Source organism: Roseibium sp. Sym1, from assembly GCF_027359675.1.
Taxonomy (GTDB): Bacteria; Pseudomonadota; Alphaproteobacteria; order Rhizobiales; family Stappiaceae; genus Roseibium.
This window is the reverse complement of record NZ_CP114786.1, coordinates 1,455,110-1,478,827: the sequence shown is the minus strand read 5'-3', so window position 1 is coordinate 1,478,827 and position 23,718 is coordinate 1,455,110. Positions and strand designations below refer to the sequence as shown.

General features: G+C 63.9%; 19 protein-coding genes. 16 read left to right on the top strand and 3 right to left on the bottom strand.

Annotation, left to right across the window (positions count from 1 at the left end; all coding sequences use genetic code 11):
- The first annotated feature begins 74 nt into the window (after positions 1–74).
- From O6760_RS06655 to O6760_RS06645, 3 genes are read left to right on the top strand one after another with little or no spacing between them, the layout of a single operon-like run.
- Complete coding sequence (locus O6760_RS06655; protein WP_269586223.1) at positions 75–944, top strand: branched-chain amino acid ABC transporter permease; 870 nt, start codon at positions 75–77, stop codon at positions 942–944.
- A gap of 10 nt (positions 945–954) precedes the next feature.
- The gene (locus O6760_RS06650; protein WP_269584705.1) at positions 955–3,474 is read left to right on the top strand and encodes a branched-chain amino acid ABC transporter ATP-binding protein/permease; all 2,520 of its coding nucleotides are present in this window, start codon (positions 955–957) and stop codon (positions 3,472–3,474) included.
- Positions 3,471–4,730: an amidohydrolase family protein gene (locus tag O6760_RS06645; protein WP_269584704.1), complete on the top strand. Its 1,260-nt coding sequence runs from the start codon at positions 3,471–3,473 to the stop codon at positions 4,728–4,730. Before O6760_RS06650 ends, O6760_RS06645 begins: the two co-directional genes overlap by 4 nt.
- Before the next feature lie 339 nt (positions 4,731–5,069).
- Here the strand turns inward: O6760_RS06645 and O6760_RS06640 are convergent, their stop codons facing one another.
- A complete protein-coding gene (locus O6760_RS06640) occupies positions 5,070–6,170 on the bottom strand; it encodes a BMP family ABC transporter substrate-binding protein (RefSeq protein WP_269584703.1) in 1,101 nt (366 codons plus the stop codon).
- 222 nt (positions 6,171–6,392) lie between these two features.
- Positions 6,393–7,139: a GntR family transcriptional regulator gene (locus O6760_RS06635; protein ID WP_269584702.1), complete on the bottom strand. Its 747-nt coding sequence runs from the start codon at positions 7,137–7,139 to the stop codon at positions 6,393–6,395.
- 238 nt (positions 7,140–7,377) lie between these two features.
- On the opposite strand from O6760_RS06635, the gene O6760_RS06630 reads away from it, so the two are divergent.
- Genes O6760_RS06630 through O6760_RS06620 form a run of 3 tightly spaced genes read left to right on the top strand, consistent with a single transcriptional unit; the run spans position 7,378 to position 10,083 of the window.
- Positions 7,378–7,548 (top strand): hypothetical protein, encoded by a 171-nt coding sequence (locus O6760_RS06630; RefSeq protein WP_269584701.1) that lies wholly within the window; start codon positions 7,378–7,380, stop codon positions 7,546–7,548.
- The gene (locus O6760_RS06625) at positions 7,541–8,518 is read left to right on the top strand and encodes an urea carboxylase-associated family protein (protein WP_269584700.1); all 978 of its coding nucleotides are present in this window, start codon (positions 7,541–7,543) and stop codon (positions 8,516–8,518) included. The genes O6760_RS06630 and O6760_RS06625 overlap by 8 nt, the downstream gene beginning before the upstream one ends.
- The gene (locus tag O6760_RS06620; protein ID WP_269584699.1) at positions 8,515–10,083 is read left to right on the top strand and encodes an amidohydrolase family protein; all 1,569 of its coding nucleotides are present in this window, start codon (positions 8,515–8,517) and stop codon (positions 10,081–10,083) included. Before O6760_RS06625 ends, O6760_RS06620 begins: the two co-directional genes overlap by 4 nt.
- On the opposite strand, the gene O6760_RS06615 is transcribed toward O6760_RS06620, so the two are convergent.
- Positions 10,058–10,987 (bottom strand): LysR family transcriptional regulator, encoded by a 930-nt coding sequence (locus O6760_RS06615; protein WP_269584698.1) that lies wholly within the window; start codon positions 10,985–10,987, stop codon positions 10,058–10,060. The genes O6760_RS06620 and O6760_RS06615 overlap by 26 nt on opposite strands.
- Positions 10,988–11,127: 140 nt before the next feature.
- On the opposite strand from O6760_RS06615, the gene O6760_RS06610 reads away from it, so the two are divergent.
- The 10 genes from O6760_RS06610 to O6760_RS06565 all read left to right on the top strand — a co-directional run bounded on the left by O6760_RS06610 (position 11,128) and on the right by O6760_RS06565 (position 23,717).
- Positions 11,128–12,753 (top strand): ABC transporter substrate-binding protein, encoded by a 1,626-nt coding sequence (locus tag O6760_RS06610; RefSeq protein ID WP_269584697.1) that lies wholly within the window; start codon positions 11,128–11,130, stop codon positions 12,751–12,753.
- Between the two features lie 5 nt (positions 12,754–12,758).
- Positions 12,759–13,784 (top strand): ABC transporter permease, encoded by a 1,026-nt coding sequence (locus tag O6760_RS06605; protein WP_269584696.1) that lies wholly within the window; start codon positions 12,759–12,761, stop codon positions 13,782–13,784.
- A complete protein-coding gene (locus O6760_RS06600) occupies positions 13,781–14,665 on the top strand; it encodes an ABC transporter permease (protein ID WP_269584695.1) in 885 nt (294 codons plus the stop codon). Before O6760_RS06605 ends, O6760_RS06600 begins: the two co-directional genes overlap by 4 nt.
- Positions 14,662–16,314 carry a dipeptide ABC transporter ATP-binding protein gene (locus O6760_RS06595; protein WP_269584694.1) on the top strand — a complete coding sequence of 551 codons (1,653 nt, stop codon included), beginning with the start codon at positions 14,662–14,664 and terminating at the stop codon, positions 16,312–16,314. The genes O6760_RS06600 and O6760_RS06595 overlap by 4 nt, the downstream gene beginning before the upstream one ends.
- A gap of 24 nt (positions 16,315–16,338) precedes the next feature.
- The gene (gene atzF / locus O6760_RS06590; RefSeq protein WP_269584693.1) at positions 16,339–18,162 is read left to right on the top strand and encodes an allophanate hydrolase; all 1,824 of its coding nucleotides are present in this window, start codon (positions 16,339–16,341) and stop codon (positions 18,160–18,162) included.
- 21 nt (positions 18,163–18,183) lie between these two features.
- The gene (locus O6760_RS06585; RefSeq protein WP_269584692.1) at positions 18,184–19,161 is read left to right on the top strand and encodes an isopenicillin N synthase family dioxygenase; all 978 of its coding nucleotides are present in this window, start codon (positions 18,184–18,186) and stop codon (positions 19,159–19,161) included.
- A 258-nt stretch (positions 19,162–19,419) separates the two neighbouring features.
- Positions 19,420–20,532 (top strand): BMP family ABC transporter substrate-binding protein, encoded by a 1,113-nt coding sequence (locus O6760_RS06580; protein WP_269584691.1) that lies wholly within the window; start codon positions 19,420–19,422, stop codon positions 20,530–20,532.
- Positions 20,533–20,650: 118 nt separating this feature from the next.
- Entirely contained in the window at positions 20,651–21,766 is a 1,116-nt protein-coding gene (locus tag O6760_RS06575; RefSeq protein WP_269584690.1) for an ABC transporter permease, read from the top strand.
- Positions 21,763–22,686 carry an ABC transporter permease gene (locus O6760_RS06570; protein ID WP_269584689.1) on the top strand — a complete coding sequence of 308 codons (924 nt, stop codon included), beginning with the start codon at positions 21,763–21,765 and terminating at the stop codon, positions 22,684–22,686. The genes O6760_RS06575 and O6760_RS06570 overlap by 4 nt, the downstream gene beginning before the upstream one ends.
- 11 nt (positions 22,687–22,697) lie before the next feature.
- Positions 22,698–23,717 (top strand): formamidase, encoded by a 1,020-nt coding sequence (locus O6760_RS06565; protein ID WP_269584688.1) that lies wholly within the window; start codon positions 22,698–22,700, stop codon positions 23,715–23,717.
- The last annotated feature ends 1 nt before the right edge of the window (position 23,718 follow it).

Sequence of the window (23,718 nt, the reverse complement as noted above, 5' to 3'; positions counted from 1 at the left end):
CGCATTCCGGTGCGGAAGGCCCGTTCTCCGACGGGCCGGACCGGCCCGTCCAGTTTTGGAAATGTCCCATGACCCTGATGATCGCCGCCCTTGTGACCGGCATCGGCCTCGGCAGCATGTATGGCCTGATCGCGCTCGGCTTCCAGATCACCTATTCCGTTTCGTCCACCGTCAATTTCGCGCAGGGCAGCGTGGTGATGCTGGGCGCGGTGCTGGGTTTCGTCTTTACCGAAAGGCTGGGCCTGGCCTGGTGGCTCGCCTATCCGCTGGCGATCGGGTGCTGCGGGCTCTTCGGCATGCTGGTTGAGGCCTTGCTTGTTCGGCCTTTCGTGTCGCGCGGTTCGGAGGCCTGGCTGATGGCGACGGTCGCCGGTGGCATCTTCCTCGACAACGCGGTCCTGTTTTCCTTCGGAAACGAGCCGCGGACCCTGTCCTCCCCGCTCGTGGAGACAGCCTGGCAATTCGCCGGCACGGGCATCTATCCCCAGCAGCTGCTGATCCCCGCGGCCGCGATCGGCGTTGCGCTGGCCCTTCACTTCCTGTTTCGCAAGACCGTGCAGGGGCGCGCGCTTCTGGCGGTTGTCCAGAACACGCAGGCCGCGCGGCTGATGGGCATCAACACCACGATGATGATCTCCGGATCCTTCGCCATTTCCGCGATGCTGGCCGGCTGTGCCGGGCTGCTGATCGCGCCCCTGTTTTCCGTTCATTCCGACATGGGCACGCTCTTTGGTCTCAAGGCCTTTGCCGTCGCCATCCTGGGCGGCATGACCTCGGCCTCCGGCGTGATGCTTGCCGGTTTTCTCTACGGTCTGGTCGAGGCGCTGGTCACCGCCTATCTCGGCTCCTCCTCCACCTATATCGTCGTCTTCGCCCTTGTGATCCTGGCGCTGACGATGAAGCCGGATGGCCTGTTCGGCCGTCCCGCGGTCAAGAAAGTCTGAGGGGGCGCTGATGTCATTTTCAGGCAAACGCCTCGGGCTGGATATCCTGATCCTGGTGGCGACGCTGGCGGGCATGGCCGCGGCGCTGACAACAGGCGGCTACACGCAATTCGTCATCGGCCTGGTCGCGCTGACAACCATTTTGGGGGCGGGCCTCAACGTTCTTTACGGCCTCACCGGGCTGGTCTCGCTGGGGCAGGTCGGCTTCTTTGCCATTGGCGCCTATGCCTGCGGCATCGCAACGCTCTCCGGGCTGTCCTTCTGGCTGGCCCTGCCGCTGTCCGCCGGCATTGCCGGCATCGCCGGGGGGCTGCTCGCCGTTCCCGCCGTGCGCATGGCCGGGCCGTTCCTGGCCATGGTGACCATTGCCTTTGCCTTTATCGTGGAACACGGCGCGGTCGAGTGGCGCACAGTGACCGGCGGCCAGAACGGCCTGATGGGCTTTCCCATGCCCGCGATCGGCGGCTATGTCTTTTCCGAACGGGATCTCGTGCTGCTCGCAATCGCCCTGGCCGGTCTGTCGCTCTACCTGTTCCGCCGCCTCGCCGACAGCAGCTGGGGCATGGCGATGACCGGGATGCGTGACGCGGAAGTCGCGGCATCCTCGCTCGGCTACCGGCCCTTCGTGGTCAAGTCCGCCGCCTTTGTCATCGCGGCGGCGACCGCGGGCCTGGCGGGAGGCCTGTTCACGCCGCTGATGATGTTCATCGCGCCCAGCAACTTTCCGTTCTCGCAGTCGATCCTGTTCCTGTTCGCGATCCTGATCGGTGGCGCCGGCACGGTGCTCGGTCCGCTGGCCGGGGCGCTGGTGACCGTGCTCCTGCCGGAATTCCTGTCCGGGCTGGCAGAATACCGGCTCCTGTTCTTCGGCGGTCTGCTGATCGGCGTGCTGCTTCTGGCGCCGCGCGGGATCGTGGGAACCGTCTCCGCCCTGTTCCCTGCGAGGAGCCGGGAGATTGCGGCCGATGGCGCCGCAGAAGTCGAGGCTTTTCTGCGCCGGGACAAGTCGGGCGTCGCGCTGGAAATCGACAAACTGGGCATTTCCTTCGGCGGCGTGCGTGCGGTCGACGCCGTGTCGCTGGCCATCCGCTCCGCCGAAGTCACCTCGATCATCGGTCCCAACGGAGCCGGAAAGACCACGATCCTCAACATGGTCAGCGGCTTTTATGCGCCCACCGAAGGGCGGATCCTGCTGGGCGGCGAGGACCTCGCCGGGGCGCCGGCGCATGCGGTGGCACGTCATGGTGTGGCACGGACCTACCAGACGACCAAGTTGTTCGAGAACCTCACCGTCGTTGCCAATGTCGTTTCCGGTCTGTCCCGGGGCGCGCTCGGCAACCCCTGGAAGGATGCGCAGTCTCCCGTGAACCTGACGCGCGCCGCGGGCCTGTTGCGCTATTGCGGCTACGAGGGCGACCTGGAAAAACGGGCCGGGGACCTGCCGCATGTGGACCGGCGTCTTGTCGAAATCGCCCGGGCGCTGGCGACACGGCCGGAGATCCTGCTGCTGGACGAGCCCGCGGCGGGCCTGATGCGGGCCGACAAGGAGGCGCTCGGCGGTTTGCTGTCCCGGATCGCGGGCCTCGGCATTGCAGTGGTGCTCGTCGAGCATGACATGGACCTGGTCATGGGCATTTCCGACCGTATCCAGGCGGTGGACGCGGGCAAGCCGATCGCGTTCGGGTCACCCTCCGTGATCCAGGCCGACGAGACGGTCATTGCGGCCTATCTCGGGGACGGGACATCCTCGGCGCATCCGAGGGCTACACCGCTCGAGACGGTGGAAACACCCGTCCTGTCGACCCTGAAGCTGACTGCGGGCTATGGCGCGGCTCCGGTTCTGAGCGAGGTTTCGGTAAGGGTCCGGCCGGGTGAGATGGTGGCACTGCTCGGGGCGAACGGGGCCGGAAAATCAACCTTCCTGTCCGCGCTCTCGGGTCTGCACCGGCCGGTCGGCGGCCGGATCATCCTGAACGATGCCGCGGTCCACGACCTGGCACCGCATGACCTGGTCGAACGCGGGCTTGTGCTGGTCCCGGAAGGGCGGCAGGTGTTTCCGGAACTGACGGTGCTGGAGAATATCGAACTCGGCGCCTACAAGCGCCGCAAGGACATGTCTCCGGACGAGATCGCCGCGCATCTGGACCGGTTCCCGCGTCTGAAGGACCGGCTCAACAGCCGCGCCGGGCTGCTGTCCGGCGGCGAACAGCAGATGATGGCGATCGCCCGGGGTCTCATGGCGCGACCCGAAATCCTGCTGCTGGACGAGCCGTCTCTCGGTCTGGCTCCGGCCATGGTCAACGAGCTCTACACCATCCTCGGAGAGCTGCGTGACGAGGGCACGACCATCCTGCTGGTCGACCAGATGGCGACCATGGCGCTGTCCGTTGCGGACTACGCCTATGTGCTGGAACAGGGCAGGGTCGTGGTCGAGGGCCCGGCGCGCGAGCTGGCGGCCGACCCGCGTCTGACAGCCGCCTATCTGGGAGGCGGTGAACCCGAGACGCAGGTGAAGGAGGCCATGGCATGAGAGAGCTTGTCATCCGCGATGTCCGGCTGCCGGATCACGAACCCCGTGTCGATGTGCTCGTGCGCGACGGCCTGATTGCGGCGATCGAACCCGGTCTGATGACGGATGCCTGTCCGGTGGCAGGCAGTGGTGCCCTGCTGACGCCGGGTTTCGTCGAAAGCCATATTCATCTGGACAAGGCCTGCATCCTGGACCGGTGCCGCAACGAGACCGGCACCCTGGCCGGAGCGATCGCCTCGGTCGGGGCCGCGAAAAGGGGCTTCACGCAGGACGATGTCTACCAGCGGGGTGCAAGGGTTCTTGAAAAGGCCATTGTCCAGGGCACCAACGCCATGCGCACCCATGTCGAGATCGACCCCGGGATCGGCCTGACCGGTTTCGAGGCCGTCATGCGGTTGAAGCGGGACTTTGCGTGGGCGCTCGACCTGCAGATCTGTGTCTTTCCGCAGGAAGGCCTGACCAACAATCCGGGCACCGGGGAACTGCTGGAGCAGGCGCTTTCAAGAGGCGCGGATGTGCTGGGCGGCTGTCCCTATACCGACACCGACCCGAATGCCCAGATCCGGATCCTGTTCGAGATGGCAACGCGTTTCGACGTCGATCTGGATTTCCATCTCGATTTCGATCTCGATCCGGGCTGGCGTCACCTGGACGAAATCGCGCGGCAGGCCGTTGCGTTCAACTGGCAGGGCAGGGTCGCCATCGGCCATGTCACCAAGCTGTCCGCGCTGCCGCCATCCCGGCTTGCGGACAGCGTCTCGCTGATGAAGGACGCGGGCATTGCCCTGACGGTGTTGCCGGCAACGGATCTCTTCCTGATGGGGCGCGATCACGACCATCTCGTGCCGCGTGGTGTTGCGCCGGCGCATGTCTTTCATGCCGAAGGTGTCTGCTGCACGGTCGCCACCAACAATGTGCTCAATCCGTTCACGCCCTACGGCGACTGTTCCCTGACGCGCATGGCAAACCTGTTTGCCAACGTGCACCAGCTGAGCACCGCGGCCGAGCTGGAAGCCTGTTTCGACATGGTCACGTCGGCACCCGGGCGACTGATCAACCGGAGCCGGTCCCTCGCGGTCGGCGAAGAGGCGACCTTCGTCGCCCTGCCCGCCCAGACCGGTGCCCAGGCTGTTGCCGAGATCGTCCGGCCGAGCTGGGGCATGAAGCGGGGGCGCCTGAGTTTCGAGCAGCCCGCCGCGCGGTTGCTGGCGCCCGAGACGCTTCTGGCCCGCGGCTTCGAGGTGGAAACCGCCTGAATATCCGGCAAAAGAAAACCGGCCTGCTCTTCCGGAGCGTGCCGGTCAGACTGCTGACAAACTCACGGGGTCATTCCGGACGGTCTGCAGCGCAGCTCCATGGCCAGAGCCGGAACCCAGCGCTTGCTTCGAGCCGGAGGCGCGTCTTTTTTCATGATTTCAGATGCTTGACTTGCTTAGGTGCTCGCTGTCACTCGCGCTGACATACTGGGTTCCGGATCAGCGCGCAGCGTTGCTGCACTTGTCCGGAATGACCAACCGGGAGTTTATCATCAAGCTGAACCGGCCCGCTTCCAGAGCGGGCCGGTTTTCCTTCTGAGGACCCTGTCCGGTCGATGCCTACGTGATCGATCCCTCGACACCTTCGATGAGATAGTCCGTGCCCCAGAGTGCGCCGTCATAGAGGCCGAGCGTACCTTCCACGACGACCTTGCCGGTGTTGTCCTTGAGCGGACCGACAAAGATCGGCGCGCCGCCCTTGAGCTCCTCGATCGCGCCCATCGCGGCCGACTTGGCCTCGTCGCTGGCGCCCGCGCCGAAGGCGGTCGAGGCGACCATGTTCTTGTCGTAACCGCCCTCGTTGAGGTTCGGCAGCTTCTCGCCCTTCTGGATCAGCTCCGCATAGGCGGTGTAGACGGTGCCCCATTTCAGTTCGGCACCGGTGATGAAGCCGTTGGGGGCCAGCGGCGACTGGTCGGCATTGTGGCCGCAGCTCTTCACGCCGCGCGCTTCCGCCGTCTCGATGACCACCTTCGGGCTGTCCACATGGCATGCGATGACATCGCAGCCCGCGTCGACCAGCGCGTTCGCCGCTTCGGCCTCGCGCACCGGCAGGGACCATTCGCCGGTGATGATCAGCTGCACCTTGACGTCCGGATTGACCTTGCGCGCGCCGAGCGTGAAGGCATTGATGTTGCGCAGGACCAGCGAGATCGGCTTGGCCGCGATGAAACCGATCTTGTTCGACTTGGTCGACAGGCCGGCGGCAATGCCGTTCACGTAGTGGGCCTGGTCGAGATAGCAGAAATAGCCGCCGAGATTGCCCGGGTGCTTGTCTGCGGACCAGAGCGAGGTCGGGTGGCGGAATTCCACGTCCGGATATTTCTTTGACGTCTCGATCATGAAGGGATCGAAATAGCCGAAGCTTGTCGGAAACAGCAGGGAAGCGCCGTCGAGCTGGATCATGGATTCCATCGACTTGGTGACCGCATTGGTCTCCGGCACGTTTTCTTCCTCGACAACGGTCACGTCCGGAATGTCCTTGAGCGCCTGGGCCGCGACCGCGTGTGCCTGGTTCCAGCCGAAATCGTCCCGCGGACCGACATAGATCATGCCGATCGTGGTGGCGGCCGCGCGGGCGAGGCCCGATGTTGACGCGGCGAGCGCCAGCCCGCCTGTACCGGCCAGGAATGTCCGGCGGTTGAATGTGATGCTGTTCATACCGTTCCCCTCTCGAAGGTCTGTCGGCGCAAAGCTTTCCCGTTCTCCGCGGGCCTGCGCCAGGGAGTGGCAACCCTGATCGGGCTGCTGCAATCTGATGTTTCGTGTGTCCGCTTGAAGCGGCTTCTAAACGGCTGCCGGTTTCCGGTCAGCTGCTTGCGGCAGGGCAATCCTGCCGCTCCTCCCAGATTCTGGTGGCGCGGGTGTTCGCCCCGCGCCGGTTTAGGTCCCCTGTTTCCTGTTTCCGCCCGGAAAGGTGATGGCGTCGGTGACCTGGTCGGCTTCGATCTCGCCGGCGTGCCGGCTGAGAATTTCCGAAAGTGCGGGACCGCTCCTGTCCTCGTCGTTGAGGGCCCGGCTTTCCACCAGGCTGACGTGATGGTCCATCAGCCGCACCGCCTCGTCGACATTGCCTTCCCTGAGCGCAGTGACAACGTCCCGGTGTTCATTGACGGCGCAATCCGTGGCGTGGGGGCGGCCGTAAAGCGCCAGGATCAGCGAGCAGCGCGACACCAGCTGCGTGATGTAGCCGATCAGCACCGGGTTCTCCGTCAGCTCGGCGAGCAGGATGTGAAACTCCGCGGCAAGGCGTACTGAAATGCGCTCGTTGCCGGCCGCGCGGGCAGCATCTTCCTTGCGGACATGACCTTCCAGCGCGGCGCCATGCGCCGGCGACCAGGTTTCCGCGACGATCCGGATGACCTCGCGCTCCAGAGCGCGGCGTACACGGAAGACATCCTTGGATTCCGCCAGGCTGGGCCGTGCCACGGTCGCGGTCTTCTTGCCGCCGGTGTCAACCAGGCCGTCGCTTTGCAGCCGGGCAAGCGCCTGGCGGACGAGCGTGCGGCTGATGTTGAACGGAACGCCGATCTCGTCCTCCGGCAGCTTCGTGCCCGGCGCAAGGTCCTGCTCGATGATGGCCTGGCGCAGGGCGCGATAGACGATTTCAACACGGGGCGGCTTTTTCATCTCGGCACTCGTTCCTGATGTTGCGATCAGTAAAGTATGCAAGAAGTCACAAATCAAGTATACAAGATGACTGAATTTAAGGCGGCATCTGCCTAAAACTTGCGCTTCTCTGTTTTCGTTTCCCCCGTCTATCCTAGGGTGAAACGTTGGTTTCCATGAAAACGCTTGGCGCTGAATAAGCGTGAGTTTGAATTCATGGATACTGAAATAGATATTTAAGTATACAAAAGAGGTGGGTATGGCTTCCGGAGATACGCAGCGGCACAGGGTCGTCGTTCGGCTCAACCAGCAGCAGATGGAACTGGTCGACAGGACGATTGCCGGTGGACTGGCACAGGACCGGGAGCAGCTTCTGCGGCTCGCCCTGACGGAATATGCAGAGCGCCATGGAGGCAGAACCGATGACTGACGCCGTCATGGAAGCCGAAGAGCAGCAGGAGGCCGGGCGCCGGCTGATCGAGGAGCGGATCCTGGAACCGGGAACCGGCAAGGCCTTCGAACTGCGCAAGGGACAGGTGCTCAGGATCGAGCAGGCGGTCGGCAACCAGTGCGTCGACTTCAACTGCTTCAACCTGCATGACTACAAGGAATTCATGCATTGCGGCCGCACCCGAACGGTGCACGGCTTCAATCCGAGCGAAGGCGATTTTCTCTGGTCGGCGCCGCCGCGCGAAAACGCCATGCTGTATATCCTGAAGGACACGGTCCGGCGCAACGACGTGCTGTTTCCAAGGTGCAGCGCCTTTCTCTATGAAAGCGCCTACGGTTTCGACGTGCACACCAATTGCCATGACATCCAGGCCGAGGCGCAGCGCGAATACGGCCTGACGCCGGATGACGTTCATGACAGCTTCAACTTCTTCATGTGCACGGAAGTCGCACGCGACGGGCGCGCGACCATCACCCGGCAGAACACCGCCAAGGGCGATCATGTCGACCTCCTCGCAATGATGGACGTGCTCGCCATTCCGAACGTCTGCGGCGCGGACATCATGCGGACCAGCAATTTCGCGCTGAAGCCGGTCCGGATCCGGATCTTCGAGGCGAATGAGGCCGACCTTGCCGCCGTGCCGGACGTGCCGTCCATGAAGAGCCAGCGCACACCCGCCCAGTTTCGCAATGCCCGCATCAAGGCGACGCGCGAGCTTGTCGCTGATCCGGACTACGTGCCGGAGTTCGCCAACACACCGATCGTCGAGGAGGACGTCGTCCTGGAACTCGACGACAGGGAATGGGCGCTGTTCGACCAGCATGCCCGCCGGGATCTCTACGGCGACGACGACGGCGCCGCTTTCAGGGACATCCTGTTCACCTGGTGGGAAGAGCGTTTCCTCGACGCGGCCAGCGGCGCTCCCTCAACCTCGGGCAAGGGGACATGAACGAGAAACCGGACGGCCGCGAATTCCTGATCCGCTCCCGCGCCACGATCGCGGGCGTTGACGAAACCCTGCGGGAAGAGGTGCTTGAAGGCGGAGGCATCCATGTCCGCGACGGTGTCGTCGTCGCGGTGAAGCCGTTTGCGGAACTCGCGGCAGACCACCCCGACCTGCCGGTCGAAGGTTCCGCGGATGCCATCGCCTTTCCCGGTCTCGTCAACGGCCATCACCATTCCGGACTGACGCCCTTCCAGCTCGGCGTGCCTTATGGGCCGCTGGAGCTCTGGTTGCCGCAATTCCGGGGCATGCGCTATGTCGGGCACCGGCTCGACACGCTCTATTCGGCCATCGAGATGCTGGAATCGGGCACGACGACGGTCCAGCATATTCATCCCGGGCTGACAGGCGATCTGGACAGCTGGACGGATCTTTCGGACAAGGTGATCGGCGCCTATCGCGACATCGGCATGCGGGTCTCCTTTTCCTTCATGATCCGGGACCGCAACCAGCTTGTTCACGAGGATGACGAACCGTTTCTCACCGGTCTCCCGGAGGAGGACGCGGCCTATTGGCGGCCGAAGCTTGCCGCGAACAAGGCGCCGGTCGCGTCCTACATGAACTGGTTCGAGGCCCGGAAGACGGTCTGGTCGAAAGCGGATCCGGACGGTGTCTCCTGGCAGCTCGCACCGGCCAACCTGCATTGGTGCACCGACGATTGCCTGACCGCGATTTTCGACACCGCGAAACGTACCGGCTCGAAGATCCACATGCACCTGGTGGAAACCCGGCTGCAGGCGGAATTCGCCAGAACGACCTATGGCAAGTCGGCGATCCGCCATCTCGCCGATCTCGGCTGCCTGACCGGCAACCTCACGCTTGGTCACGGTATCTGGCTTGACGCGAATGACCTTGACCTTGTTCGCGAGTGCGGTTGCACGATCTGTCACAACGCCAGCTCCGGCTTGCGGCTCGCCAGCGGTGTCGCCCCGGTCAACGAGATGATCGGGACAGGCGTGCCGGTGTGTCTCGGCATCGATCAGGCCGGCATCAATGACGACCGCGACATGCTGCAGGAAATGCGGTTGGCCTGGGCGCTGCACCGGGAGCCGGGACTGAATACCTTCCGCCCGTCCGCCGGACATGTCTTTCAAATGGCGACCGAACATGGCGCATCGACCACCGGCTTTGCCGGTCGCATCGGGCGCCTCGGGGTCGGCAAGGCAGCTGATGTCGTCCTGGTCGACTGGAGCGATATCGCCCGTCCGTTCGTCGATGACCGGATGCCCCTGATCGACGCGCTGTTGCAACGCAGCCGGCAGATGGCTGCAAAGTCGGTGTTTGTCGGCGGCCGGAAGGTTGTTTCCGGCGGCAAGGTGATTTCGATCGACCGGGACGCGGTGTTCGAGGAAATCGGGGCAATGCTGTCCGCGCCGCTTTCCTCGACCGAAACAGAGGCGCGGGAACGGACGGCGACGCTGGTTCAGCACATGGCGCGCTGGTTCGACGCCCGTTACCCGGAAGAAAACCGGACGGCCTATCGTTTCAACGCGATTGCCGGGCAAGCCTGAGCAGCTCGTTCGGCAGGCTGTTCAGCGCTGCTGCAAGCTGATTGGCGAACCGGGCCGAGGCGACCGACAGGGTGCGGCCGCGCATCTGCATCAGGGTCAGGCTGCCATGGGGCACGTCTTCCTTGGCGAGCGGACGGAAGGTCAGACGGTCGTCTCCGAAGAGGTTCAGTCCGATGGGAAACTGGAAGCCGACAGCGGCTTCTTGCTGGACGTAGTGGCGCATGAATTCGAAGGAATCGGCCTCCGCGATCGGTTCCATCTTCTGGCTCATGTTCGCCACCGCGATGTCGAGCAGGTAGCGGATGCCTATGCGCTTGGGTGGAACGACATGCGGATAGCCAAGGCAATCGCGCAGGCGGAGTCTTTCCTTGGATGCCAGGGGATGGTCCCTGGCCATGACCGCGTAGACCGGCTGTTCCACCGACAGCAGCACGTCGAAATCGCCGAGGTGGACCGGTTCGAAAACCAGCGCCAGGTCGCTTTCGAAGGCGCGCAGGTCCTCTTCCGCCGCATCCCGGTCGCGCACATGGACGGAAAAGGAAACGCCGGGATGTTCCGCCCGGTAGGCTGCGATCTGGGCCGGCATGAAATAGGGCTGGATCGCCTGGGAACAGGCAATGCTGACATGGCCGCGGCGCAGGCCGGACAGGTCGGCCACCTGGCTGCGGACACGGTCGAGGTCTGCCAACTGTCCGCGGATATGCTGAATGAGCAGTTCGCCGGCCGGATTGAGGCGGACGCCGCCATGCAGGCGTTCGAAGATGGGCGCGCCGAATTCCTCTTCAAATCCCAGGATGCGCCGGTTCAAGGCGGACGAGGTGATGTTCATGTCCTCGGCGGCCTTGCGGATGGAGCCGGCCTTGGTGACCGCATCGATCAGCTTCAGCGTTTGAAGGTGTTTCATTTTCAATGCCTTATATTTGGCGCTGCAAATTTTGAAGCACAAAGGTGCAAAAATAGCAATAGAAGTACTCACCAAAGACGCGCATCGTGACCCCCAATGGGAAGGGCCTTTCACCCCTTTCCTTCCAAGAGGGGATCGACATGACCTATGAAACTTCACGCCGCGGGTTCCTGACAGGCGCCGGAGCAACGGTGCTCGGGGCGTCCGCATTGCCATTCCTGAAGGTGCTGCCGGCTTCCGCCGCCGGCGGTGATGTGGTGGTGGCCGTGACCGGCCAGACCATCAACAGCCTGGACATTCATCGCACGGGTACGAACCGTCCGAGCTACCAGGTGGCCGTGAATGTCTACGATCGCCTGGTCAGCTTCGGCACCAAGACGCTCGAGGATGGCAGCCTGTCCTACGACTACTCGGTGATCGAGCCGGAAGTGGCCGAAAGCTGGGAATTCACCGATGACGGCATGGCGATCGTCTTCAAGCTGCGCCCGGAAGGCAAATTCCAGGACGGCTCACCGATCACCGCCGAGGACGTGAAATGGTCCTTCGACCGCGCCGTCAGCGTCGGCGGGTTCCCGACGGTGCAGATGAAGGCCGGCTCGCTTGAGAAGCCCGAGCAGTTCGAGGTCGTCGACGAGTTCACCTTCAAGATCAACCTTCTGCGCAAGTCCAAGCTGACCCTGCCGGATCTGGCGGTTCCGGTGCCGATGATCATCAATGCCAAGGTGGCGCGCGAGCACGCGACTGATGACGATCCCTGGGCGATGGAATATCTCCACAAGACCCCGGCCGGGTCCGGCGCCTTCAAGGTGGCGTCCTGGAAGCCGGGCGAGCAGCTGGTCTACGAGCGCAATGACGACTGGACCTCCGGTCCCGTCCCGGCGGTCAAGCGCGTTGTCCTGCGCGAGGTTCCGAGCCCGGCCACGCGGCGGGCGCTGCTGGAGCGCGGCGACGTCAACATGTCCTTCAACATGCCCAACAAGGATGCGAAGGAACTGTCCGGCACCGAAGACATCACGGTTGCCACGACACCGATCGAGAACGCGATCTACTGCCTGTGCCCGAACCTTTCCTTCGAGCCTTTCAAGGACAAGAAGGTGCGGCAGGCAATCGCCTGGTCGGTGCCCTACGAGGAAGTCTTCCAGACCGCCGCCTATGGCCGGGGCGCGCCCATGTGGGGCGGACCTTCCGCGACACCGGCGGATATCGCCTGGCCGCAGAAATTTCCCTATTCCACGGATCTCGACAAGGCCAAGGCGCTGCTGGAGGAAGCCGGCTATGCCGATGGCTTTGAAGTGCCGCTGTCCATCGACCTGTCGCAGAGCGACTGGATGGAGCCGGCCGCCCTGCTGATCCAGGAAAACCTCGCGAAGATCGGCATCAAGGCCACCATCGAGAAGATCCCGGGGGCCAACTGGCGTACGGCCTCGCTGGTCGAAAAACGCCTGCCGCTGCATCTGGAAACCTTCGGCGGCTGGCTGAACTATCCCTGCTACTACTTCTTCTGGGCCTACCAGGAAGGCCATCTGTTCAACTCGTCCAACTACCGGAACGAGGAGATCGAGACCCTGACGCCGGAAGCGCTGCACATGTCGGTCGAGGACGCGGACTATGCGCCCAAGATCAAGCGCATGATCGAGATCGTCTGGGACGAGGTGCCGCGCATCGCCCTGTGGCAGCCGGCGCTCAATGTCGGTACGCGCAGCCTCGAGGGCTACGAGTACTGGTTCCACCGCCAGCTCGATGTCCGCGGCCTGAAGAAGGTCTGACGCAGATGGCCGGTCGCCTGTCGACAATCGGGCTAAGGATCACACATGCCATTCCCGTGATCCTGGGGGTGGTCGTGGTCAGCTTCCTGCTGACCCGCGCCCTTCCCGGCGACCCGGCCGTCTATTTCGCCGGTGCCGCGGCCGACGAACAGTCGATCGCGGAAATCCGGACGGCGCTCGGGCTCGACAAGCCGCTGGCCGAACAGTTCCTGATCTATGCCGGGGACATTCTGACCGGCGATCTCGGCAACTCGCTGTCCACGGGACAGCCGGTCCTGCAGGACCTGGCCAACCGGTTGCCGGCGTCCCTTGAACTCACACTCACGGCGCTGCTGCTGTCCTGCAGCATCGCCATTCCGCTTGGCGTGCTGGCAGCAACACGCCCCGGGTCGGCAGTCGATCACCTGTGCCGGGTGCTCGTTACGGCAGGGGTATCGCTGCCGACCTTTTTTACCGGTGTGGTTCTCATCTACGTTTTCTACTACCTGCTCGGCATCGCCCCCTCGCCATTGGGCAGGCTCGACTTCATCTATATCGAACCGGACCATGTCACCGGCTTCTACCTGATCGACGCGGCCATTGCCGGCGACTGGGAAACATGGACCGGCGCGCTCAAGCAGCTGGTGTTGCCGGCCACGACGCTGGCCCTGTTCACCCTGGCGCCGTTGGCGCGGATGACCCGTGCGGCGATGCTGAGTGCGCTTTCTTCCGACTACATCCGGACCGCGCGCGCGGCCGGTCTCACCGAGGACAAGGTGCTGTTCACCTATGCCTTCCGCAACGCGCTCCTGCCGGTCATCACCACGCTCGGCATGGTGTTCTCCTTCACGCTCGGAGCGAATGTGCTGGTGGAAAAGGTCTTTGCCTGGCCCGGCATCGGCTCCTATGCGGTCGAGGCGCTTGTGGTCTCCGACTATGCCGCCGTCCAGGGCTTTGTGCTGGCGATGGCGCTTCTGTTCGTCGCGCTGAACCTGGTGATCGATCTCACCTACACGCTCATCGACCCCCGCATCGGATTTGAAACCAAATGAGTGATGTCACCGCCACGCCCGCATCTGCCAGCCAGCCCGACGGCGCGCTTGCGCATGTCGGCTACGTGCTGCGCTCCAACCCGGTGACCCTGCTGGCTTTCGCCATGTTCGCGGTTCTTCTGGTCGCGGCGGTCCTCGGGCCCGTGCTTGTGCCTTACGATCCGATGGCCTCGAATGCGGCGCTGGCGCTTCAGCCGCCGTCTTTGGACCACTGGTTCGGCACCGACAATCTGGGCCGGGACGTTTTCAGCCGGGTGATCGTGGCCACGCGGCTGGATCTGGCGATTTCCGTCGCCGCCGTGGCCCTGTCCTTCCTGATCGGCTCGATCCTCGGCAGCGTTGCCGGCTACTGGGGCGGCTGGATCGATGCGGTGCTCAACCGCCTGTTCGATACGATCATGGCCTTTCCCCTGTTCGTCCTGGCCATGGGCATCGTCGCGGCGCTGGGCAACACGGTGGAAAATATCGTCTATGCCACCGCCGTCATCAACATTCCCTTCTACGCAAGGCTGGTCAGGGCGGAAGTCAACATCCGCCGGGACGCCGGTTTCGCGCAGGCGGCCAAGCTGGCCGGCAATTCCGATGTTCGCGTGCTGGCCTTGCACATCTTCCCGAACGCGCTGCCGCCGATGATGGTGCAGGTGTCGCTCAACCTGGGCTGGGCGATCCTGAACGCCGCCGGTCTGAGCTTCATCGGCCTCGGCGTGCGCCCGCCGACGGCGGAATGGGGCATCATGGTCGCGGAAGGCGCCAACTTCATTGTCTCCGGCGAATGGTGGCTGGCGATCTTTCCCGGATTTGCACTGATGTTCGCCGTTTTCACCTTCAACCTCCTGGGAGACGGGCTGCGCGACATTGTCGACCCCCGGCAACGCTCATGAGCCTACTGTCGATCAAGGATCTGAAAGTCTCCTTCAAGACCCGGCGCGGCGACGTCGACGCGGTGCGCGGCGTGTCGCTGGAGGTCGCCAAGGGCGAAGTTCTCGGCATTGTCGGCGAATCTGGATCCGGCAAGTCGGTCACATCCTACGCGCTGATGCGGCTCCTGGAGAGCAATGGCCGCATCGCCGGCGGCGCGCTGACCTATGGCGGCATCGACCTCTGCAGCGTCAGGGAAAACGCGATGCGGGACCTGCGCGGCCGGGAAATTTCCATGATCTTCCAGAACCCGCGCGCGGCGCTCAACCCGATCCGCAAGGTCGGGCACCAGATCGAGGATGTGCTGCGCCGCCATGCCAAGGCGACCCGGTCCAATGCGCGCGCGGAGGCGATCAAGGCGCTGGAGGCGGTCAAGATCCGCGACCCGCAAGCGCGCTACAACGCTTATCCGTTCGAGCTTTCCGGCGGCATGTGCCAGCGCATCGTCATCGCGCTCGCGCTCGCCTGCGACCCCAAGCTCCTGATCGCGGACGAGCCGACCACCGGCCTCGACATCACCACCCAGAAGGCGGTGATGGACCTGATCGCGGAATTGATCGCCGAACGGGGCATGAGCGCCATGGTGATCACGCATGACCTCGGCCTCGCCGCGCAATATTGCGACCGGATCGTGGTGATGAAGGACGGCGAAGTCGTCGAGGAAGGCGACGCGGCGCGCCTGTTCACGGCGCCCGGGCACGCCTATACGCGCAAGCTGGTCGACGCCACGCCGCGGGCCGGAGCTTCCGTTCGTTCGCTGTTGCCCGCGGACCTGCGCACGCCGGCACCGGTCCTGCCGGCCTCTGACATGCCTCTTCTGGAAGTCCGGGACCTGGTGAAAACCTACCAGGGCAAATCCGGGCCCGTTCATGCGGTCAAGGGGATCTCCTTCTCGGTCAGGAAAGGCCAGAGCGTCGGTCTCGTGGGCGAGTCCGGCTGCGGCAAGTCGACGACCTCTTCCATTCTCGTGCGCCTTGCCGATCCGACCAGCGGCGAAATTCTGTTCAACGGCGAGGATCTGGCGAAAACACCCGCAAAGGACTTTGCCCGCGATCCCCGAAGGGCGTCGATCCAGATGGTGTTCCAGGACGCCACCGACAGCTTCAATCCCCGCCACACGGCGCGCCATTCCATCGGCGAACCTCTGGCGCGCCTGACGGGCCTGTCAGGCAAACAGCGTCAGGCACGTATCGACGAGCTGGCGGATCTGGTTGGTCTGCCGCGTCCCCTGCTCGACAGGTTTCCGCATCAGCTGTCGGGAGGCCAGAAGGCGCGCGTCGGCATTGCCCGGGCGATTGCCGTCGATCCGGACTTCCTCATCCTGGACGAGCCGACCGCGGCGCTGGACGTGTCCATCCAGGCGATCGTGCTCAACCTGCTGGTCGACCTCAGGGCCAGGCTCGGCATCAGTTATCTCTTCGTCAGCCACGACCTGCATGTCGTGCGCCTGCTCTGCGACCACGTCATCGTGATGCGCGACGGCGAGATCGTCGAGGCGGGGCCGTCCGCGCAGGTCATGGACAGGCCGTCCCATCCCTACACACAGGAATTGCTGGCGGCGGCCCCCGCGCCGCCTGCCCTTTCGGAGCCGACCAGCTCCGCCGCCGAATGAGAACAAGAGACATTGAGGACAAAAATGTTCGATCTTCCCTTTACGCTTTCGTCCCTGAAGTCCGCCTATTCCGGCGGAACCAGCCCCGCGGACATTGTCGAGGAAGTTTACCGGCGGATCGATGCCGTCGGTGATCCCGGCATTTTCATTCACCTCCTCGACAAGCGGGAGGTGCTGGAACAGGCCGCGGAACTCGGAGCCTTTGACGCGTCGAAACCGCTCTGGGGCATTCCCTTTGTCATCAAGGACAATATCGATGCCGGTGGAAAGCCGACCACGGCGGCCTGTCCGGCCTACGAGTATCAGGCGGGGGAAGACGCCTTTGTCGTCAGGAAATTGCGGCAGGCCGGCGCGCTCCTGATCGGCAAGACGAATCTCGACCAGTTCGCGACCGGACTGGTCGGCGTGCGCTCGCCCTACCAGCCACCGAAAAATGCCGTCGATCCTGCCATCGTACCGGGTGGCTCCTCGTCCGGCTCGGCTGTCGCGGTCGGCCACGGCATTGTCGGTTTCTCGCTCGGCACGGACACGGCCGGATCCGGCCGCGTGCCCGCGGCGCTCAACAACATTGTCGGCCTGAAGCCGACGCTTGGCGCCTTGTCGGCAACCGGGGTTGTGCCCGCCTGCCGGACACTGGACACGATTTCGATCTTCGCCCTGACCGTGGAGGATGCGTATACCGCCTACCAGGCAGCCGCCGGATATGACGAGGCCGACGCCTATTCGCGGGACATCGCCACGCCGGACATGTCGCCGGTGCCTTCCAAGCTGCGGATCGGTATTCCGGATCAAGGCTCCATCGAGTTTTGCGGCGATGCCGTTCAGGAACAGTCCTTCCGCGACACGGTGGCGCTGTTGAAAGCGGAGGGCGCGGAGATCGTCGAGATCGATTTCACGCCCTTCTACGATGTCGCGCACATGCTCTACGAGGGGGCCTGGGTGGCCGAACGCCATACGGTCATCGAGGAGCTGATGAATGAAAATCTCGAAGCCGTTCACCCGGTAACCCGCAAGATCGTCGGGGCGGCACTGGACCTGAGCGCGACCGATGCCTTCCGGGGTTTCTACCGGCTGAAGGAACTCGCCCGCAAGACGGAGCCCGTCCTGGCCGACCTGGACCTTCTGTGCGTGCCGACCATGCCGACCTTCTACAGCGTGGCGGACCTTGAGGCCGACCCGGTCGGTCCGAATTCGCGCAACGGCACCTACACCAATTTCGTCAACCTGCTGGACATGTGCGGCCTTGCCGTGCCGGTGGCGCCGCGCTCCGATGGGCGCCCCGGAAATGTGACCCTGCTGGCGCCCGCCGGCCGCGACGGCTTCCTGGCATCCGTCGGCAGCCGGCTGGAGCAGTTGGCACCGCACGCGCTCGGCGCGACCGGCTGGGCCTTGCCCGCGCCTGCGGATCTTCTGCCGGTTCCGGATACCGGCGAAATCGCCATCGCGGTCTGCGGCGCGCACATGTCCGGCATGGCGCTGAACGGCGAGCTGACGGGCCGCGGTGCGCGCTTCCTCAAGAGCGCCGAAACCAGCGACGCCTATTGCCTTTATGCGCTTGCCGGCGGTCCGCCGAAACGGCCGGGTCTCGTGCGCGGTCCAGCCGGGTCCGGCAATCCGATCGAGCTGGAAATCTGGGCAGTGCCGGCGACCGAAGTCGGCGGTTTCCTGGCGGGTATCCCGGCGCCGCTCGGTCTGGGCACCGTCGAACTCTCCGACGGAACCAGCGTGACCGGTTTCATTTGTGAAGCTGCCGGGATCGAGGGAGCGGAGAACATTTCCCATCTCGGCAGCTGGCGGAAATTCATCGCAACCGCTACGGCGGCCCAGCCGGTCGCGGCGGCCGAATGAGCGTTGGGAGCGGAACGCGGCATGGCTGACCTCAACCTTCCGATTGTCGACCTGGAACCGATGGTCAGCGGAGCGCCCGGCGGTCTGGAGACCGTCGCGGCGGAGATCGGCCGTGCGGCGCGCGAGACCGGATTTTTCTACGTGAAGAACCACGGGGTCGACCAGGCCCTGATCGAAAAGGTCTTTACAGCGGCCCATGAACTCTTCGCGCAGCCGCTCGATGCCAAGATGGCGCTGACGAAGGATTTCTTCAAAACCAATCGCGGCTACGTGCCGATGAAGGGGGAGAACCTCGATCCGACCCAGCCATCCGACCTGAAGGAAGCCTTCAATATCGGTCTGGACCTTGCCGAAGACGATCCGAGGATCGTTGCCGGAGAACCGTTCCGGGCCGTCAATTTATGGCCCGACCTGCCCGGTTGGAAGGACGTCGTTCTGGCCTATTTCAACGCGGTCTGGGCACTCGGCCGGGCCATGCACCGGGCGGTGGCGGCGGATCTCGGCGCGGAGCCCGACTATTTCGAGGACAAGCTCGACGCGCCGATGGCCACACTTCGCCTGCTTCACTATCCGCCGCAGCCCGCGGCTGCGGAGAAGGGGCAGATCGGTGCCGGAACCCACACGGACTACGGCAACATCACAATCCTGCTTCCCGATGCCGTCGGCGGACTGGAAGTGCGCCGGCGCGATGGTGTCTGGCTCAAGGCGCCCACAATAGACGGTGCCTTCGTCTGCAATATCGGCGACTGCCTGATGCGCTGGACCAACGATGTCTACGTGTCGACACCCCATCGGGTGGTCAATTCGAGCGGTCTTGAACGCTATTCCATCGCGTTCTTCCTGGACCCGAACCCGGACGCCGAGGTCGCCTGTCTGCCCAGCTGTCTGGAAGCTGGTGCGCGTCCGAAATACGCGCCGGTCTCCGGGGCCGGCTACCTGAAATCCAGGCTCGATGCGAGTTACGAACCGGTGAAGACCGCCTTGGGCAAGGATACCTGAATGGACAAAAAATAATCAAAAAACACAAATGATGAAATATTGGGCAACTCTGATGTGCCCCAAGGGTTGAAAAGGCTTGAGGTGTTCGCCCGGGCTCTGGGGAAGGAAAGAGAAAAACATCGAAAAGTCAGCACCTTGATCAAGTTCGGGTCGATGAGCCCGGAACACGGGGAGTTGGCACAGGGATTGCTAAATTTAAGCAAAGGCAAGACGAGGCGCGCGGGTTCCGCATGGCTTTGTCATAATACGGAGGACGTCATGTCGAAATTCGAATTCTCACGTCGAAGCATCCTGAAATCATCCGCGGCAGGCCTTGCGGCACTGTCCTCGGCCGGGTTGCCGCGGCTGGCGCACGCATCCGACCTGACGGTCGGCATCGTCTATGTCGGTCCTCGCGACGACTTCGGCTGGAACCAGGCCCATGCGGTCGCCGCCGCCGCCCTGAAGGACGTGCCGGGCGTGACGGTCGTCGAGGAAGAGAACGTGCCGGAGACGATCGCGGTCCAGAAGTCGATGGAATCCATGATCAACCTGGATGGCGCCAAGCTGATCTTCGCGACATCCTTCGGCTACTACAAGCCGTTCGTCCTGGATCTCGCCGCGAAATACACCGACGTGGAGTTCCGCCACGCCGCGCCGCTCTGGACCGAAGGCGATCCGAAGAACGCGGGCAGCTATTTCGGTTATCTCGATCAGGCGCATTACGTGGACGGCGTTGCCGCCGGCCTGTCGACGGCCAGCAACAAGCTCGGATTTGTCGCCGCCAAGCCGATCGGTACGGTTCTGCGCAACATCAACTCCTTCCTTCTGGGCGCCCGCAAGGTCAATCCGGAAGCCACTGTCCAGGTGATCTTCACCGGCGAATGGTCGATGCCGGTGCGCGAGGCAGAGGCTGCCAACGCGCTTGTCGATGCGGGTTGCGATGTTCTCACCTGTCATGTCGACGGCCCGAAGGTGGTGATCGAAACCGCTGAATCGCGCGGCATCAAGTGCTGCGGCCACAACGCGTCCCAGGCACCGCTGGCGCCGAACGGCTTCATCACCGGCGCGGAATACAAGTGGGAGACCATCTACAAGATGTTCGCCACGGACCTTGCCGAGGGCGAGCCCCTGCCGAACTTCACCGGTGGCGGCTTCGACGTCGATTTCGTGCGCTCCACACCCTATGGCGCCGGCGCCACGGAAGCCGCGATTGCCGCTGCCGATGCGGCCCGGGCCGACGTCAAGGCCGGCAAGCCGATCTTCGTCGGACCGATCAACAAGCAGGACGGCTCGCCGTTGCTGGCCGCAGGCGCCAGCCTCGACAACTACGAACCTTCACTCGACCAGACCGACTACCTGATCGAGGGCGTGATCGGCTCGATTACCTGATCGCAAGAAACGGCCGCACCGGACGAACCCGTTGGCAAACGGGCCGCCGGTGCGGCCAGGACCTCGGTGCGGCTGCCGGCGAATTGCGCGGCGCCAGCCCAATCTTCAGGGAAAAGGTATGGCAGATACCACGGAAACGCCCGGCATAACCGTTCAATCCAGCCTCGCGGCCGACGTCCTGGACAGGGTCCGTCGCTCGGCGGAATATGTGGTCATACCGCTCCTGGCGCTGATCTTTTCGGGCATCCTGTTCTCGGTCTTCCTGCTCGCGCTCGGCAAGTCTCCGGCGGACTTCTTTTCCCTGGTCTGGCGCGGCGGTTTCGGCACCAGCTTTTCCTGGCAGAACACGCTGGTGCGCTCCGCACCGCTCATTTTCACGGCTCTGTGCGTGGCCATTCCGGCGCGGCTCGGTCTCGTCATCATCGGCGGCGAGGGCGCGCTGGTGCTTGGCGGTTTCGCTGCCGCCGCGATCGCCATTCCGATGGTCGACTGGGCGCCGGGCTTCCTCCTGCTCGGCGTGATGGCGATTGCCGCCATGCTCGCCGGCGGCCTGTGGATCGGCTGCGTCGGCGCCCTGCGCCATTATCGGGGCGTCAACGAGACCATCGCCTCGCTGCTGATGTTCTACATTGCCGTCTCGATCCTGAACTTTTTCGTCGAGGGCGCGCTGCGCGATCCCTCCGACCCGAACAAGCCGTCGACCAGGCCGATCGGCTCCGAAAACATGATCGGCGCCATTCCCGGAACGGATGTCCACTGGGGCCTGCTGGTCGGTGTCGTCCTGTGCGGGCTGCTCTTCCTTCTGATGAACCGCACCACGTTCGGGTTCGCAGCCCAGATCGCCGGCGGCAATCTGAGGGCCGCGCAGGCGCAGGGGCTGCCGGTCGGTCGGCTGGTGGTGGTGTCCTGCGCGATCGCCGGAGCCTGTGCCGGTCTGGCGGGTTTCTTCGAGGTCGCCGCCATCCACGGCAAGGCCAATGCCTCGCTGATCGCGGGCTACGGCTTCACCGGGATCCTTGTTTCGTTTCTCGCACGCCACAATCCGCTGGTGATCATCCCCGTGGCCATCTTCCTCGGAGGCATCGCTGCCTCGGGCGGGCTGATCCAGCGGCGCATGGATCTGCCGGACGCGACGGTGCTGGTCCTGCAGGGGCTGCTGTTCCTGGTCATCCTGGTGTCTGAAACCTTCTACGGACGCTTTTCCATCTTCAAGTCGAAGGGAGCTGTCCAATGAGCGGCGACGCCGGCCTCATGACCGTGCTTCTGGCGATGTTCGCCGGAGCCATCCGGGTTTCGACCCCGTTCCTGTTCGTCAGTCTGGGTGAAATGCTGACGGAAAAATCCGGCCGCATCAATCTGGGCCTCGAGGGCACGCTCGTCTTCGGCGCCATGTCGGGCTACGCGATTTCCTATCACACGGGTTCGCCCTGGCTCGGCGTGCTGGTCGCGGGGGTCTGCGGCTCGGGTTTCGGCGCCCTGCACGGCTATCTGTGCAAGCTGCCCAAGGTCAACGACATCGCCATCGGCATTGCCCTGATGCTGTTCGGCACCGGCCTCGCCTTCTTTTTCGGCAAGGCCTATATCCAGCCGTCCGCGCCGCGCCTGCCCTCGATCTCCTTCGGGGCGTGGAGCGACCATCCGGGCGTGCGCCAGGCGCTGGAAATCAATCCTTTGTTCCTGCTCGGCATCGCACTGGCGGTGTTCCTGTGGTGGGCGCTCAAGAACACCCGCTACGGCCTGACGATCCGCACAACCGGCGACAGCGCACCGGCGGCGCTGGCGCTCGGCATCAATGTCGACAAGGTCCGGCTGCTGTCGACCATGGCGGGCGGGTTCTTCGCCGGCATCGGCGGATCCTTCCTGTCGCTCTATTATCCGGGCAGCTGGACGGAGGGCCTGTCATCGGGTCAGGGCCTGATGGCCGTCGCGCTGGTGATCTTCGCCAGGTGGAACCCGATTGCCTGCTTCTGGGCGGCGCTGCTCTTTGGTGCGGCAGGCGCGCTCGGCCCTGCCCTGCAGTCCATCGGCATCTCACGCGGCTACCACTTCTTCAACGCCGCGCCCTACATCCTCACCCTCTTGATCATGATTGCCAGCACCTCGCCCAGACGGTCGCTCAAGGGCGCGCCGGGCGAACTCTCGATCACCAAATAAGGAGCCACGAAATGAGCGGACTTGGAGGATTGAACAAAGCCCCGAACGGTGTGGTCCTGGGCATGGTGCAACTGCAGCTGCCGACCGTGGTGAGCGAGATCGATCTCGCGAACCAGACACAGGTGATCGTCGACATGGTGGCCAAGGCGCGGCGCAACATGCCGACCATGGACATGGTCGTCTTTCCGGAATACGCGCTGCACGGCCTGTCGATGGACACCAACCCTGACATCATGTGCACGCTCGACGGTCCGGAAGTCGCCGCCTTCAAGCAGGCCTGTGTCGACAACGACATCTGGGGCTGCTTCTCCATCATGGAACTGAACCCGGGTGGCATGCCCTACAACTCCGGCCTGATCATCGACAACACGGGCGAACTGAAGCTCTATTACCGCAAGATGCATCCCTGGGTTCCGGTGGAACCGTGGGAACCGGGCGACCAGGGCATCCCGGTGATCGACGGTCCGAACGGCTGCAAGATGGCGCTGATCATCTGCCATGACGGCATGTTCCCGGAGATGGCCCGCGAATGCGCCTACAAGGGTGCGGAAATCATGATCCGGACGGCCGGCTACACGGCCCCGATCCGCGACAGCTGGAAATTCACCAACCAGTCCAACGCCTTCTGCAATCTCATGGTGACCGCCAATGTCTGCATGTGCGGCACGGACGGTACCTTCGACAGCATGGGTGAAGGCATGATCGTCAATTTCGACGGCACCATCCTGGCCCATGGCACCAGCGGCCGGCCGAACGAGATCATCACGGCCGAGGTTCGTCCGGACCTGGTGCGTGAGGCCCGGATCAACTGGGGGGTGGAAAACAACATCTACCAGTTCGGACATCGCGGCTATGTCGCGGTGAAGGGCGGGGCCCAGGATTGCCCCTACACCTACATGACCGATCTGGCCGCCGGCCGCTACCGCCTGCCCTGGGAGGACGAGGTCCTGCACACGGACGGCACTTCCTGCGGCTTCGAGAAACCGGTGCGCCGCTTCGGCGAAAACGCCCTCAGCGACGCAGCGGAGTGAC

Coding starts and splice junctions, on each gene's coding strand:
- O6760_RS06565 (WP_269584688.1), top strand. CDS start 22,698: ATGAGCGGACTTGGAGGATTGAACAAAGCCCCGAACGGTGTGGTCCTG.
- O6760_RS06575 (WP_269584690.1), top strand. CDS start 20,651: ATGGCAGATACCACGGAAACGCCCGGCATAACCGTTCAATCCAGCCTC.
- O6760_RS06570 (WP_269584689.1), top strand. CDS start 21,763: ATGAGCGGCGACGCCGGCCTCATGACCGTGCTTCTGGCGATGTTCGCC.
- O6760_RS06585 (WP_269584692.1), top strand. CDS start 18,184: ATGGCTGACCTCAACCTTCCGATTGTCGACCTGGAACCGATGGTCAGC.
- O6760_RS06605 (WP_269584696.1), top strand. CDS start 12,759: ATGGCCGGTCGCCTGTCGACAATCGGGCTAAGGATCACACATGCCATT.
- O6760_RS06650 (WP_269584705.1), top strand. CDS start 955: ATGTCATTTTCAGGCAAACGCCTCGGGCTGGATATCCTGATCCTGGTG.
- O6760_RS06595 (WP_269584694.1), top strand. CDS start 14,662: ATGAGCCTACTGTCGATCAAGGATCTGAAAGTCTCCTTCAAGACCCGG.
- O6760_RS06615 (WP_269584698.1), bottom strand. CDS start 10,987: ATGAAACACCTTCAAACGCTGAAGCTGATCGATGCGGTCACCAAGGCC.
- O6760_RS06640 (WP_269584703.1), bottom strand. CDS start 6,170: ATGAACAGCATCACATTCAACCGCCGGACATTCCTGGCCGGTACAGGC.
- O6760_RS06630 (WP_269584701.1), top strand. CDS start 7,378: ATGGCTTCCGGAGATACGCAGCGGCACAGGGTCGTCGTTCGGCTCAAC.
- atzF (WP_269584693.1), top strand. CDS start 16,339: ATGTTCGATCTTCCCTTTACGCTTTCGTCCCTGAAGTCCGCCTATTCC.
- O6760_RS06600 (WP_269584695.1), top strand. CDS start 13,781: ATGAGTGATGTCACCGCCACGCCCGCATCTGCCAGCCAGCCCGACGGC.
- O6760_RS06620 (WP_269584699.1), top strand. CDS start 8,515: ATGAACGAGAAACCGGACGGCCGCGAATTCCTGATCCGCTCCCGCGCC.
- O6760_RS06635 (WP_269584702.1), bottom strand. CDS start 7,139: ATGAAAAAGCCGCCCCGTGTTGAAATCGTCTATCGCGCCCTGCGCCAG.
- O6760_RS06610 (WP_269584697.1), top strand. CDS start 11,128: ATGACCTATGAAACTTCACGCCGCGGGTTCCTGACAGGCGCCGGAGCA.
- O6760_RS06645 (WP_269584704.1), top strand. CDS start 3,471: ATGAGAGAGCTTGTCATCCGCGATGTCCGGCTGCCGGATCACGAACCC.
- O6760_RS06625 (WP_269584700.1), top strand. CDS start 7,541: ATGACTGACGCCGTCATGGAAGCCGAAGAGCAGCAGGAGGCCGGGCGC.
- O6760_RS06580 (WP_269584691.1), top strand. CDS start 19,420: ATGTCGAAATTCGAATTCTCACGTCGAAGCATCCTGAAATCATCCGCG.